This is a genomic window from Moritella sp. JT01 (assembly GCF_001574435.1).
GTDB lineage: Bacteria > Pseudomonadota > Gammaproteobacteria > Enterobacterales > Moritellaceae > Moritella.
Genome location: NZ_LOCN01000007.1, coordinates 42480 through 57262 on the forward strand (window position 1 = coordinate 42480; position 14783 = coordinate 57262).

At 37.9% G+C, this 14783-nt stretch carries 11 protein-coding genes; 3 read left to right on the top strand and 8 right to left on the bottom strand.

Features of this window, described 5'->3' with window-relative positions; genetic code table 11:
• Positions 1-23: 23 nt before the first annotated feature.
• Positions 24-1868 carry a DUF294 nucleotidyltransferase-like domain-containing protein gene (locus AKG98_RS06925; RefSeq protein ID WP_067043381.1) on the bottom strand — a complete coding sequence of 615 codons (1845 nt, stop codon included), beginning with the start codon at positions 1866-1868 and terminating at the stop codon, positions 24-26.
• A 280-nt stretch (positions 1869-2148) separates the two neighbouring features.
• On the opposite strand from AKG98_RS06925, the gene AKG98_RS06930 reads away from it, so the two are divergent.
• A complete protein-coding gene (locus AKG98_RS06930) occupies positions 2149-2400 on the top strand; it encodes a DUF4212 domain-containing protein (RefSeq protein ID WP_045110219.1) in 252 nt (83 codons plus the stop codon).
• Positions 2401-4137: a sodium:solute symporter family protein gene (locus AKG98_RS06935; protein WP_067043384.1), complete on the top strand. Its 1737-nt coding sequence runs from the start codon at positions 2401-2403 to the stop codon at positions 4135-4137.
• Between the two features lie 119 nt (positions 4138-4256).
• Here the strand turns inward: AKG98_RS06935 and AKG98_RS06940 are convergent, their stop codons facing one another.
• From AKG98_RS06940 to AKG98_RS06955, 4 genes are all read right to left on the bottom strand, one after another.
• The gene (locus tag AKG98_RS06940; RefSeq protein WP_067043387.1) at positions 4257-5234 is read right to left on the bottom strand and encodes a sulfotransferase; all 978 of its coding nucleotides are present in this window, start codon (positions 5232-5234) and stop codon (positions 4257-4259) included.
• Between the two features lie 67 nt (positions 5235-5301).
• On the bottom strand, positions 5302-6459 hold the full coding sequence (locus AKG98_RS06945; RefSeq protein WP_067043390.1) for a glycosyltransferase family 4 protein: 1158 nt from the start codon (positions 6457-6459) through the stop codon (positions 5302-5304).
• Positions 6460-6470: 11 nt separating this feature from the next.
• Positions 6471-7598, bottom strand: coding sequence for a glycosyltransferase family 4 protein (locus AKG98_RS06950; protein ID WP_067043393.1), 1128 nt, complete (start codon positions 7596-7598; stop codon positions 6471-6473).
• 79 nt (positions 7599-7677) lie between these two features.
• Entirely contained in the window at positions 7678-8703 is a 1026-nt protein-coding gene (locus AKG98_RS06955) for a polysaccharide deacetylase family protein (protein ID WP_228140233.1), read from the bottom strand.
• Positions 8704-9148: 445 nt separating this feature from the next.
• On the opposite strand from AKG98_RS06955, the gene AKG98_RS06960 reads away from it, so the two are divergent.
• Positions 9149-10807: a choice-of-anchor Q domain-containing protein gene (locus AKG98_RS06960; RefSeq protein ID WP_067043396.1), complete on the top strand. Its 1659-nt coding sequence runs from the start codon at positions 9149-9151 to the stop codon at positions 10805-10807.
• Between the two features lie 62 nt (positions 10808-10869).
• On the opposite strand, the gene AKG98_RS06965 is transcribed toward AKG98_RS06960, so the two are convergent.
• From AKG98_RS06965 to AKG98_RS06975, 3 genes are read right to left on the bottom strand one after another with little or no spacing between them, the layout of a single operon-like run.
• Positions 10870-12288 carry an O-antigen ligase gene (locus AKG98_RS06965; RefSeq protein ID WP_067043399.1) on the bottom strand — a complete coding sequence of 473 codons (1419 nt, stop codon included), beginning with the start codon at positions 12286-12288 and terminating at the stop codon, positions 10870-10872.
• Positions 12288-13550 carry a glycosyltransferase family 4 protein gene (locus AKG98_RS06970; RefSeq protein ID WP_067043402.1) on the bottom strand — a complete coding sequence of 421 codons (1263 nt, stop codon included), beginning with the start codon at positions 13548-13550 and terminating at the stop codon, positions 12288-12290. The genes AKG98_RS06965 and AKG98_RS06970 overlap by 1 nt, the downstream gene beginning before the upstream one ends.
• Positions 13547-14770, bottom strand: a complete 1224-nt coding sequence (locus AKG98_RS06975) for a hypothetical protein (RefSeq protein WP_067043405.1) — start codon at positions 14768-14770, stop codon at positions 13547-13549. The genes AKG98_RS06970 and AKG98_RS06975 overlap by 4 nt, the downstream gene beginning before the upstream one ends.
• Between the last annotated feature and the right edge of the window lie 13 nt (positions 14771-14783).

Genomic DNA, 14783 nt, shown 5'->3' on the forward strand with positions numbered 1-14783 from the left:
CATCCCTATTGGTTGACCTACTGCTAAACCATTTGACGATAATTTTGCATTGCTTTAACGACTTTAAACGCATCTTTTAAATGTTCACGTTCTAACCGAGATATCTCTTTTGGTAACAAATAGCTATCAGCCTTCTCACCTCTTGCAATCTGCTTGGCTTGATGCTCTGCGCGTAACATACCTAACAATTCAAACGCATCAATTAAGTTAGCAGACTCGGTTCGACTTAATGATGGCGTACCCGCCGCCAATTTTAATCGCATAATCGTATTTACATCTTCAATGCCCTCAGCAAGTGCATAAATACGAGCCAAATTAATAATCGGAGCAAGACCGTTATGTTTCAGGTCGAGACCTTTTTTATTATTGCCATCATGAATAAGTACAAAATCACGAAAGAAACCTAATGGCGGCTTTTGTAATAATGCATTACGCGATAAATACGCTAAAAATAAAGTGTTCTTTTGGGTTTGTATGAGCATATTACGACGAACATCTTGCAATAACGAACTATCGCCATACACAGTTGTAAGATCAAAGAATACGCTACTATTTAACAACGCCTGTGGATCAGGCTCTGTTACCCAATCCGTAAAATACCGCTGCCACACTTGCTTTTTTTGTCGCCACTGCTGATTAGTCGCCATAATATTACCCGGACAATAAATATAACCGCAGGCCGCCAAGCCATCACAAATAAAATGAGCGAAAGCTTTAAACCAGCCTTCTTGTTCAGGCGTAGCATGATCAGCAATGATTAACGCATTATCTTGATCGGAATAAACAAGTTGTTCTTGCCGTGCTTGTGATCCCGTACACAACCAAGCATAACTTACCGGAGCGCCCCCTAATTTTTGCTCTGCTAATTCAATCAAGCGGATAGTAAAAGCCATCGTCAGCGCACTGATATTTTTACCTAAATAATCTGCGCTAGCACCCAGTTTCGCCATGCTTACCTGTAGTTTAGGTAACATCGAACTAAGTTCAACCAAGGCAGCGACAGAACTGGCTTTATGGATCACAGAACTTAAATTTACGGCATGATGACCTTCTTGATTCATTAAATCCGTTGCCGTTAGCATCCCAACTAACACCCCATGATTTGTCACTGGCAAATGATGAATTCGCTGGCTTATCATCAATGCTAAAGCGTCATGTCCACACAGGTTGATATCAATTGTCGCCATTTTATCAGTCATAATTTCTGTCACCGGACCTTGACTACTCAGTCCTGTAGCAACACAACGTCGTCGTATATCTTTATCTGTCACTATCCCCGCTGGGCTGCCATTAGCCATAATAACCAGACAAGATACATTCTTTTCTGTCATGTATTTTGCAACATTTTGAATACTTGCTTGGCTTGATATCGTAATGGCAGGACTATTGTAATAATCCATAATTGGCGCATTGGTTAGACTAGACGCTATCAATGCAGATTCACTTACCGCCCCCATTTTATCCTGTAAACGCTGGGGAGCCGTTTGTAATAAAAATTGTAACGCATTAGGGTAATCAATCAGTAATTCCTGCAATGCTTTAAAATCAATGGAGTAGATCAAACTATCTTCTTCAATTAGCAAGGTTATCTGTAATTCATCTATATTTTCTTGGCATAATACACTACACAAATCGCCCTCAGAAAACTTAGCCTGAAGTTCGTTTATTTCGTTGTAATAAGCCACAACGCCCTTTTTAACCAGATAAAGCATGACTTGATCATCACGCAGTGTTTCTAATTCTGATTGATTTCGGTAATAGCCAATTGAAACCCGTTTAGCAATGAGGTGACAATGCTGATCGCTCAACAAATTAAAAGGAGGAATAGTTTTAATAAAATCAACTATGTCGTTTAATGCTGCATTCATATTTTAATCCCTACCCGTTAATCAAAAACCACTAATCGAGTTCTACACCACTTATTTTGTATGTTCAGTTTTAACCTATCTACCTCTAAATCGTCAATGCCATAAATAATATATAGACGAAAGTTGTATAGGGTTAATTTTTAAAGGTTGCTAGATTTACAACATGCTAGTTGCGATAACCAACAATTTGTCATTCAAGTTAAGGACAACTTATTAAGGTAATCAATCACTATCTAATTTTACTTACTAAGATTTAATCGTTTTTTTTGGGAGAAAGGATATGGAACAAGAAAACGCCTATTGGCAAGCTAATATACGACTCATATTAACGTGTTTAGTTATATGGTTTGTCGTGTCATTTGGCTGTGGCATTTTATTCGTCGAACAGTTGAATGAGTTTAGACTTGGCGGATATAAACTTGGTTTCTGGTTCGCGCAACAAGGTTCAATTTATACCTTTGTTGGTTTGGTATTTTGGTATGCAGTACAGATGAATAAACTGGACAAAAAACATAACGTTGAGGAAGAATAAATGAGTGAATTAAAACTCTATACCTATATCGCCGTATTTGGTTCATTTGCCATTTATTTTGCCATTGCTTGGTTTGCCCGCGCCAAAACAACCAGTGATTTCTATGCTGCGGGTGGTGGTATTACACCATTACAAAACGGTATGGCGATTGGTGCAGACTGGATGAGTGCCGCGTCATTCCTTTCGATGGCAGGTCTTATTGCCTTCATGGGTTACGGCGGTTCTGTCTTCTTAATGGGTTGGACCGGTGGTTTTGTACTCCTTGCGACCCTACTTGCTCCCTATATGCGTAAACATGGTAAGTTTACTGTGCCAGAGTTTATTGCCGACCGTTATGATTCAAAAACAGCACGTATCGTTGCTATTGTCTGCTTAATTGTCGCGTCAGTAACCTATATTATCGGTCAAATGAAAGGGGTTGGCGTGGCGTTCTCACGTTTCCTTGAAGTAGATTATGACCTGGGTTTAGGCATAGGCATGGTTGTCGTATGGGTTTATGCGGTACTTGGTGGCATGAAAGGGATTACTTATACCCAGATCGCGCAATATTGCGTATTGATTTTTGCTTATACCATTCCAGCCGTCTTTATTTCATTACAACTGACTGGTAATCCGATTCCGCAACTTGGATTAGGTAGTACCCTAGCCGATGGTAGCGGTGTTTATCTACTCGATAAAATCGATATGGTTGTTACCGACCTTGGGTTTAAAGAATATACCACTGATAACATGGGTGGCACATTAAACATGTTTGCTTACACCATGTCACTGATGATCGGTACAGCCGGTTTACCCCATGTAATTATGCGTTTCTTTACAGTACCAACAGTGAAAGATGCGCGTGCTTCCGCAGGTTATGCCTTAGTATTCATCGCGTTACTTTATACAGTAGCACCAGCGGTAGGTGCAATGGCACGTTTTAATTTAATGAACACAATTGAGCCAACGGCTGGTCAACCGCTTGAATATGAAAAACGTCCACAGTGGTTTAAAGACTGGGAAAAAACAGGTTTATTGAAATTTGAAGATAAAAATGGTGATGGTAAAATCCAATATGTTGCGGATCCAGTTAAAAATGAAATGGTTAAAGTTGACCGTGACATTATGGTACTGGCAAACCCTGCCATTGCAAATTTACCAAACTGGGTGATAGCACTGGTTGCCGCAGGTGGCTTAGCGGCTGCACTATCAACGGCTGCGGGTCTGCTATTGGCTATTTCATCAGCGATATCTCACGATTTAATGAAAGGTATATTAATCCCGAATTTATCGGAAAAAAGTGAGCTAAAAGCCAGCCGTATCGTCATGACAATTGCTGTCATTGTCGCAGGCTACCTCGGGCTTAATCCGCCTGGATTTGCCGCGGGAACAGTTGCCCTCGCCTTTGGTTTAGCAGGTTCATCTCTGTTTCCAGCGCTCATGATGGGTATCTTCTCGAAGAAAATTAATGGCCAAGCCGCTGTTGCAGGTATGTGTTCTGGTTTAGGTGTCACTATGCTGTATGTATTCCAACATAAAGGCATTATGTTTATTCCAGGTACATCATTCCTCGGTGGCATGGAAGAAAACTGGTTCCTTGGTATTTCACCAAATGCATTTGGTGTAGTAGGTGCAATCGTTAACTTCTCAGTTGCTTTCATTGTTACCAAAGTAACAGGTGATGCACCATTACATATTCAACAACTGGTTGATAATCTGCGCTTCCCTCGTGGTGCTGGTGCTGCGGCAGACCATTAGCCCCTGACATAGAAAAAGACCATAAAGTTAAGTCAGTATACTTCAATACCAGCTTAACGATATATCAAGCACTGGGCGTAAAAACGTTCGGTGCTTTATTATACTCAACATCCCTAAGCTTAATAACCCATAGATTTGAGATAGTCACCAGCTACGCCATAAAATCCTTTTAATTCCTCTGCGGTTAATTCCGACTGCCACTGTTCATCAAGTTTGATGACTTCACTAGAATCCAAACGCATACCATTTCCAACAACGTGATGCTCAACAGTTTTAAAGTCCAATCGTTTTTTCGTAGGATCAACACCGATAAATTCAAAAATTCGATCTAATGTATTACCTGTATTTTTACAAATATCTTCATAATAGACTTTAATCCATTTATCTTGATCCATGGTTGCTAATAAAGCCTCGGATTCCTGATTGCTACGGAGCCATTCTCTAGCCGCAGCAGAAATAGTACGTCCTTGTTCTTGAGTTTCCCCACTACCACCACCACGTAGTTTAGGGTCTTTCGCATCCGCGTATTTAGAAGGATTTTTGTAAGCAAGCGATACACCTCGTCCATCGCGTATTACCCAGATAACCCTTACATCCAGATCCTCATTCTTAAGCAGATATTTAAGACGGATTCCAATTTTTGAGGAATCAACAACAGCCTGCGATCCAGTCTGCTCGATAATGGCGCTAACATAATCAGTAGTGCGTTGTTGTAGTTTTGGCGATTGTTCTCTCCATGTTGGTGACAATGATAATAAGCCATCTCTAAGCAATTCAATAAAAGGGGAACGCACTAATGGCTTAAACAAGTGCAACATATATGGCGTTGCATCAGTACGAATGTCCGTCTGGGCATTCGAGATACTGAAATCTTGTCCTTTATTCGCCATCTTATCGCTGATCCCACTCCAGAAAGAGCACTCATCAATAATAGTTTGGCACGAACACAGATAGCGCTCTTTTTCACCTAGCCTAGGTGTCATTAATTCTCCAACACAGCACAAATCTGGGTGCGCCCCTAATAACATAGCGGTTAGGGTCGTTCCTGAATGACTGGCTGCAGACAAAAAAATCAACTTTTGTTTTTTATTGGCCATAATAATCAATACTCAAATTTTATTTAAATAAAACTATAACTTCAGATGATAGGATTCCAGTGGACGGCTAATTAAGATGAACGCTATTACTATTCAGCATCAACTCCTGATATACATAAAATGTACGCTTGGCGACGTTTTGGGCATGGTATTGAGAAAAAGCTAACTCTTTGGCATTTTTCCCCATCGTTAATCTTAGTTGAACATCATCCAATATCATTTTAAATTTATTAGCAATATTATTTTCATCCAAAGGATTAATTAAAAAACCAGTTTCACCATCACGTACCATATACGGCATCCCGCAACGGTTAGAAGTGACAACAGGTACACCGACAGCCATTGCCTCTGCGATTCCCATCGGTGCATTTTCACTTAACGAAGCTAAGGCATAGATCGAAGCCTGACCAAGCTCTTTTTTTATTTGAGATACCGATAGTCGACCCAATAATTTAATATTGTCAGACAAGTTGTTTTCTTTTATATAATTATTTAACGTTTCTGCATACGCATTATTTACCATTTCACCAGCAATTCTAAGCTTAATGTCATACCCTATACGAATAAGTAGATCTGCAGCTTTGACTAGAATAAGTGTGTTTTTTAACGGTGATATCACCGAGGATGTAAAAATAATCTGTTTATCTTCATTCCGTTCCACAGAAAAAAAATCTTCAAAAATTGGATTTGCAATATCGTAAATAGTTGCAGAAGAAACAGATGATACTTTTTCCCGTACATGAGGATTAATAGATATTATATTTTTTTGAGCTGCCCAACTGCGTTGTTCAATTAACTTCCAAATTTTGGATCTCAACCAGCAAAACCGACTAGATGAAAAAAGTGTATTTTCATAGATAAAACCATGTACGGTAAACACTTTTGGAATAGATAAATCATTAAGCATAATACCGTAAGTATCATGTACATGAATTAAATCCGGTTGTAAATATTGTACATAACCAGCAACCAAAACCTTACTTTTTGTCACGGCATTAAACAGATCACTACCTTTAGGTTTAGGTAAGCGATGAATAGTCACTTTCCCCCAACTATTTTGAGTTACTTTCTTTGTTTGCGTACAAAGAGTAACAATCTGAATATCCAGTTCAGTGTATGCAGATAGTGAATGAACCAAATTAACACTGACAGCCTCTACGCCACCAAAAGGGTGATTAACATCAAGAGGAAATTGAGTGACAAAAGCAAGTTTTATTGATTTCATGAAAAGACCTGTTAAATTTTAGTCCCTAGATTATTAAATAGTGTTTCAAAGCGCTCCATCACCTGATCAACGGAATGATGCTCTTGATAATAATCTCTCGCATTAGACGAATATACTTGCCATAAATCACGATCAGAACAAAGCTTTCGAATGCCTGAAATTAATTCATCTTTACTCGTTGCACTTATCCCAAGTTTTCTTTTCTGTATTAAATTGTCCGGATCAAACGTAGAAACAATCGGTAAACCTTGGCTCCAAGCTTCCAAAAAAGTATTGGGAAAACCTTCATATTCTGAAGAGCAACAAAATACAGTACTGGAATGATATAATTCGGGCATATCTGTACGTGCAACCATGCCCAGATAAGTTACATTTACCAATTTTCTCATGGTATCCATTAACCCTTGTGAATAGGCGTCTTCTTTGCCCGGATTCCCTCCGACAACAAAATTATACTCTGGCAATTCAGAAGCTACTTGTAAAAACATCTCTAAACGCTTACATTCGTGAATCCGTGCAGCCCAGAGTATCGTTGGTTTACCTGTATACCATTTTAATGGCGAGTATTGGCTGTCATCGGGTCCTAGGCAGGGCATCGGCATCATCGAAGAGTCAATACCGAAACCATGTTTTAACAAGTTAACTTGTTTTTTAGTTTGTGCAATTACCTCATTGGCATTTAACAAACCATATTTATAAAGCCAACGCTCTCTTAATGTTTTCATGATAGGCAAACTAGGATCAGCATCCATATCACTTGCTAATGAATATAAAAACTTTTTATTATTAGCTTTACACCACATAGCTACCTGTCCGGTAATATATTCACCACAGTTTTGATAATACACATCAGCGCCTGCACGTTTCATCGCGCTTATTAAGCTAGTCCATCTTGGATGAAAAAAGCGAATACCAGGTAAGCCAGCATCTTGGCGGCAGGTTTTAATTACATGCACGCCATCAATAATTTCATCATCCCCCCCCCCTTCAACCCAAGTTAATAAGGAGACTTTATGGCCTTTTTTCACTAACCATTTTGCCATCAGGCTCGTTTGTCTTTCAACTCCACCGATAGATCCCTGATCGCCCCCCGTTACCGCGCCATATGCAAAATGTGCAACAAGACAAATATTAACCATGACATTTTAACCTTGCGTTTAGTAAGTGATAATTAATATATTTACAGCGATAGCGAGTTCTTCTAACTGTGATAAATACTTAAAGATTAAGCAGGTAAAGAATCTCAGATTCTGTTTTATTTGAAGGGAAATCTAGGCGTTTTAAATTCATTAAATCATCCTTTGATTTACACAAACCAAGATCAGTTGAAAAAGCAGCACGATAACCACTTTCTTTTATTAGTTTAATCGCTAACTGATTATAGCTACCATTAGGATAACAAAAATATTGACACTTCACCGCAATCTCTTGTTCTATATGATCTTTCGATGATTTCACTTGTGGTGACATTTGTATTTCCGACAATCTTTCTAAACGGAAATGGTCAACGGTGTGGCTTGCAACGTCGAGTCGTCCTTGCACTACCACTTCTTGAAGCTGGGCCCATGTAGCAATAGCGGACCAATCATCATTTGCACAGATATCAGAAAGAGCCCTACCAGACTGTTGTTCAAGTATTTCAGAAAGCCCATTAAATAGCTCATTCATTTGAATCTCGTCAGTAAAATTATGTTTACAATAATCCCTAAAATTTTTGTAACTCTTCTGCAAAACGCCACGAGAAGTTGCATCAAAGTGATACTTTTGTTTTTTATATTCAAGGGTGATCTTTCCCCCCATATTTTGTTGTAGTGCGTAATCTAACCGATCAAACCAAAAAGGCAGCCCAGAATCAATATGCCCAGTGACAACAAATAAAACAGGCTTAATACCAAATAATTCACAAATTGGTAAGGCATAATCAATATTATTACGGTAACCATCGTCAAAAGTAATGAGCATCGCATTATCAATTAACGGGGCTTTCCCTGCTAATATATCAACCGCTTGCTCAATATTAATAAATTGATAGTAACCAGACAAAATACTCAAAGTACGTTTAAATTCATCGGGAGAAAGCTGTGAACGCAGTGGATCCCAAGCACTTTTTGAGTGCCTTTTCATTACTCCATGTAGCATCAAAACACAAATTTTATGCCTATTTTTATAATGCCAAAATGATAAGATCCCCAGCTTATCTAAACAGTGCAATACTATAGATTTAAAAAAATTATTACTTTTCATCACTCCTCCATGAATGGCGAACATGTGAGTGCTTAACAGAAGTAAACCGTTCAACAGATACTGAAACTATAACGGTGCAACTTTATTTTAAAGCCAACCTGCTCAACGACCTCCTGCCCGGCTAAATCACTAATAGAAGGATTTAAACGACACAAAAAGCTGTTATACGGGAAAGCTTGCTTCTGGAACCTTCATCAAAAGCCCTTTAAAATAGTTCTAGGCTTATTACAATTAGTTTAGGTTATACCTGAGTGAACTGCAGAAGCATCTAATCTAAATATTCAAACCTCTATAGCTAACGCTTCAATTTTAGGCTTTAAACTGGGATTTATCTCATTTTGGCTTATAATAAACATACTTATCAAATACAACATAAATGCAATATATTATAGGAATAATCAATTTATCTATTACTAAACATAAGTTATTTCCACACGGAGTAAACATGAATAGTTCATTAAGATACGTAACATATTGTATATTCATAATAATACTTTCAAAAACTAGCGCCGTTTGGGCGTTTAACTATCCGGTAGGTATTCCTGATGCGTGGATTTCCCCTGATATTGCAGCCCCTTTATCTCCTTCACCTTGGACATCCGAGATCACTAACATGTATTATATTAATGGATCTGATTCTAAGTGTTCTGCAAAAGTTACATATGGAACAATTACCGAACCAAGATGCTCTTTTCCTTCATTACTTCCATCAGGCTCGTATGTAGAGGTACACGGAGGACCATATACTTATACAAACACGGCTTATCTCCACTCAGAAGGCACTAAATCTAAACCTGTATGGGTCATAGGTGCAAAAGATAATCTGATAAAAATGCATCTTGTACTATCTGGAACATATTTATATCTAGATGGATTCAATATTGAAGGTGATAAAGGGATTTCAGCCCGACCTTATCAGGATAGACAAACAGATCATATAATGGTACGTAATACTGTTATAACAGGTTCCGGTTCTTTTAGTGTTGGCACTACCGGCATTAACGCAAATGGATTGTCTGGATTACAATTTGAAGGCTTCATCGCATATAAGAATACGATATCGTATATGGGTGATTCGGAAATCGCTGCTGAAAATGATCGGCATGCATTGACAACTGGTAGTTATATTAATGATGTATGGCATTTGTATAACACGACACACCACAATGGTGGAGATGGAGTTCAATATTCCCATAGCGGCGTTGATAGTCACCACTTCTATTATGGAGGGAATACTAGCTATGATGAAGGTGAAAATTGTGTAGACATTAAGCAAGCAAATGATGTAATCATTAGTCAGAATACTTGCTCTAATATAGAGAGTTCATCATCCTCACAAGGATCTTGTATGGTGGTTCATTATGAACCCAATAGAATCTGGTTTATTAATAATAATATATCAGAATGTGTTTACGGAATAAATTCTTCAGGAGCCAGTGAGCTACACGTTATCGGCAATAACATTCATGGGATGAGGGAAATCTCAGGAGAAAAACATCCCGATATATCAACCTATCAATCAGGGGTAGGATTCATGGCGTACAATACGGGAAATACATACATTAGTAATAACACCATTACTGATGCAGTTCATGGTATTGCGTATCAAACACTTCCTGGATTCGAAGTTGATATTACAGGGAATATAATAGCAAATCTACGCAATGGCGAATTCTCAGGTAACAATGCATACGCAATTATCTTGAAGGGTGATGATATTGCTGTGGCTAATTCAGATATTGAAAATAGTTTGTTTTATAACCCTATTCGGATTTATGTGGATGGTCTAATACACACCGAACTCGCAACACTCGTATTATCAGGAAAATGTAATGATAGCGTAAACAGTTGTGTAACCCAGAACCCATCTTTTTATAAAGATGGTCACACCCTAACGTTAGGTTCTCCTGCAATAAATACTGGTATTCTTTCCAGTTCTTACGCTGTTTTTAAAAATCTTTACGGCAAGGAGATAACCACAGATATACTTGGTAATAATCGTCCACATGATGGAGAATGGGATATTGGCGCGTATGAATACATAGGTAGGGACGACACGCCTAAGGCGCCTTCAGGCATTTCCATCAAAACATTAGATCCTTAATAATTGATTACCCAGCTTATTAAAGTGTTGACGGGAATTACAGCTAATATTTTAAAGTAATGTTAACCATCAATAAGAGTGCTATTTTTTCCTAAACGTTTTTTGTTGCGCTCAATATACACTCGAAGCAAAATGCCTATCCCCACCCACATTGCCACAGAACCTTCTCTCGGATAAAAACTTTGACTTCCTATCGAGGCAATCAAAAAAGCCAGTAATAACGCGAATGAGAGTCCACCCGTAGCGACATATATATTTTCAGTTCGATCACGAAAAAGACTCCAAGAATACTTTAATAATAGAAAATATAATAAAAACACAGGAATAGCACCGACAACGCCATTGTCTAGAACCCATTGCAAATAGGCATTGTGAGGATGAGCGAAGGTATCATACTCACCATATTCGAGCCTCATTCTCAGTGTGATACCTATATTCGCCATAGCCTCTCGCCCATAACCAAAAAATGGCGCTTCTTTAATTGACTCCCAAACAAGTGGCCACGCCAAATTTCGTCCAGACGTCACAGAATAAATATCCACGCCACCTTCTTCAAAGTCTATATTTTGTGTTTCAGTAGACTGTTCAGATGAAAAACCGAAGCTAAGACGATCAATCGTAGAAGGGGCAAACATTATTACAGCTAAAAAAACTAGCGGTGCTAATAAAATATATTTCCGCCATTTAAACACGCAATAAAAAAACCCGAGAATAGCCCAAGTACCATAACCAGTTCGCCCTCCGGTTAAAGCCATAGCAAGGAATACAATAAAACAACCAGGCAAAATCAGTAACCAATAATACTTAGTGCTAACTAACTCTTTCATAGAAAAAATGGCCCAAAAAGCACCACTCATCATCATCGATATATTTACACGATGAAAGCCGACATCATTTGATATTATTTTAAGCGCCTTATACTGCAGAGCATCTCCACCCAAGGTAAGCGACCCTAATTTCATCATTTTTATCACTTGCAATGCCAATAATATTAACATTAAAATTAAAGAGCCTACGGCAAAATTATATTGTTTAGGACTGCGGCAACCATCAAAAATAATAATGCCAGGCAATACCCATTTTAAACAATTTATAAAATATTCATTGATATCATTTATAGGCTGTGGAGGAGCTACACCCATTATTTCAAACAATTCAATTAAGCCGCTATAGTCATATAAATATCTAATCACGCTGATTAAAATAAAAAGACCATATATCAATAACAAGATATTAATAAGTTGTGACATTTCCCAAGTTAACTTCTCTTTTTTTCGATTCGAAAGCCAAGATAAAACTGTATTTAAAAATAAAAAATTCCAATGATTTAGACCAGGAATTCCTGCTATAGATTTTGGCATATCAGGATGTTGAAATACCGCCATCAGTAAAACTAACCAACAAGTAGCGCGGAACCAATCTTTCCATGCATAAACAGACAAATAAGCGACTAGTAATGTTAATAATGTAATCCTAATCATTAGATAACCCTACTATTCAAAAATTTATCAAATATACTCTGCCAATGACCTTGAACTTGAATAATTGAAAATGGCTTAGTACTATTCAATGCATTATTAGATAACTCTTCTAACAATGACATATCTTTAAATAATTGAATAAATATTGTTGAAAATTTTTCAGGGTTTAACTCTGAAACTAAATACCCGTTATATCCTTTTTTGATAAGATCACTTAAATCACCCACATCTGATGTAATTGCGGGCAATCCTGTCATCATGGCTTGAATTAACGCCTGAGAGAGACCTTCAGAATCTGAAGTAAGCACAAAGCATCTCGATTTTTGTAACCACACATGGACATTATTTTGCAATCCGACAAAATCGATATCATCAGCAATACCTAATTGCATAGCTAATTCCTCTAGATCTTTTTTATCTGGTCCGTCACCGACAATAACAGCATTTAATTTAGGTAATTTTTCCTTCGCAAGTTTAATCGCATGTAGAAGTCGGTCCACCCGCTTTACTTCTGAAAGGCGGCCAATAAGAATAAGATCATACTCTTTTTTTCGTTCAACGTTGGGCGTGAATACTTCGTCATCAAAGCCGCCAGGCACAATCTCAAACTCAGTGTTAACGCTTTTGTTTTTAAAGTATTTAATTGCACTCGTTCCCATTGATACAACTAAATCCATTTCATTAACTGCTTTCAATAGTTGTGCCTCAATAAAATAATCAGCCTGGCCGATTCGACTAAATATTCTATTTTCAGTTGCTATACCACCGCCAGCAACCTCTCTAGGCCCTCCACCACAAATATAAACTGATTTTGCACCCATCAATTTAGCCAGTAACGCAACAAACAAACCATTTAGTAACAGATGAAATCCAACGAGTACATCTGGCCGTTCTTTAATTGCTAACCAACAAAAATATAATAGCCTAGAACCTACTTTACCCGTTGCTTGCTGTAACCACCTAGGCGCATAAGCAGCAGATACTTTATTCATTGCAGGTACGGTAGAAGTTGCAACCATCGTTAATTTTTGACAGTTTTTCGCATTTGCCATGGGCCGTAAATGTGTGATTAACCAGTGATCTGAATAAAATGTCCCTGTCACCAAAATATTAATCTGACTATTTTCTTTATGTTTTCGTTTCGGTATTATCTTAACTAACAGCATAAAAAAACGATAACAAATCAAAACGCCCCTTAGAACCCAACGGTAAGCATGCTGTACAATAGTAACGTCTTTATTGCGTACACTTTTAGTCATCATGGTTGTTGATTCTTTAAAGAAGGGAACGCTAGTCTCTCCCAAGGAATTGAGATACTAAGCCGATTATTCATATCCGCAGGATTAATGATTACCCCATCCAATAACTGCTCGTTTATGTATAATCGGACTTGCTTTGGTTTCTCGACATACCAAGTTAAACCGTGAATATCGTCTCCATCATAAGCGGTAGAAAGATAGATATGTGTTTCCTTACCGACTGTTTTAACTAAAAAATCCAGTTCATCGACTGTACGACAATACCCTAACAAACGTCTCGTTGTTGCTATTAATATCTGTTTATTATGTTGATAACTTGCTAACAACTCAAAAGCAGTTCGGGTTTTATCTTGAAACGGTACTTCTTTACTAAAAACTTTACCTAAATGACTATAAAGAACACTACAACCTTTATTTTTAACTAAGGTGTCTAGCACTGATTTCGTTAATACCTGATCAATACCGCGTGCAGAGTCAAAAACAGAAACACCACCCCAAGAAGGGTTACAACGCATAAACTCTATGACGTTAGTTCCATCTAATAACGGTGTTCTTCGTAATACTTTATTATCTTTATGCATTGCATATTTTTTACTACCAAAGCGTGCTAACCAACCTTTGGTAAACTCTAATAGCATAGTTTTACTAGACTTTATAATTTCATTTTTATTAAAAAGGCTAGCATAACGGCGTTTTACATTTTGCGCGACGACACTCGTCACCCGCCCTTTCCAGATAAAAGGTAATGCACCTGTTTGCACAGTAAGATCTGCATGAAAAGCATCCGCCTCTTTTATCGCGCCGCGGCCCCGCATAATGTCATTATCTAAATTCGTCGGTGCTTGCGCATGATCGATCCACACCTCAATTTTTCGTTTCCTTTTTTGTATCTCTGACCAACACTGCTCGATGCGTTTTCGTGACTCGACAAAGTCGCCAAACGAATGCAAACAATCTATATGACCCGATTCAATTAATATTTGTATCTTTTCTCGTCCGTCATCATCCGTATTCGTATAAGAAAAATTATGATCTGGCATATCAAAATAGATTGTATTACCCACTTCTAAATCGACGCCTTTGCCAAGTAAGGTATCTTCGCTGGTATTTAAATATCGTGCCGTTTCAAAGTAGATATCTTTATTCGGTGTTTCATCTAAATCACTGCAAATAGACAGCATGGCTCTATAAGGATAGGGGTATTTTCGTAAACTAACATCCATATTTAACCAACCT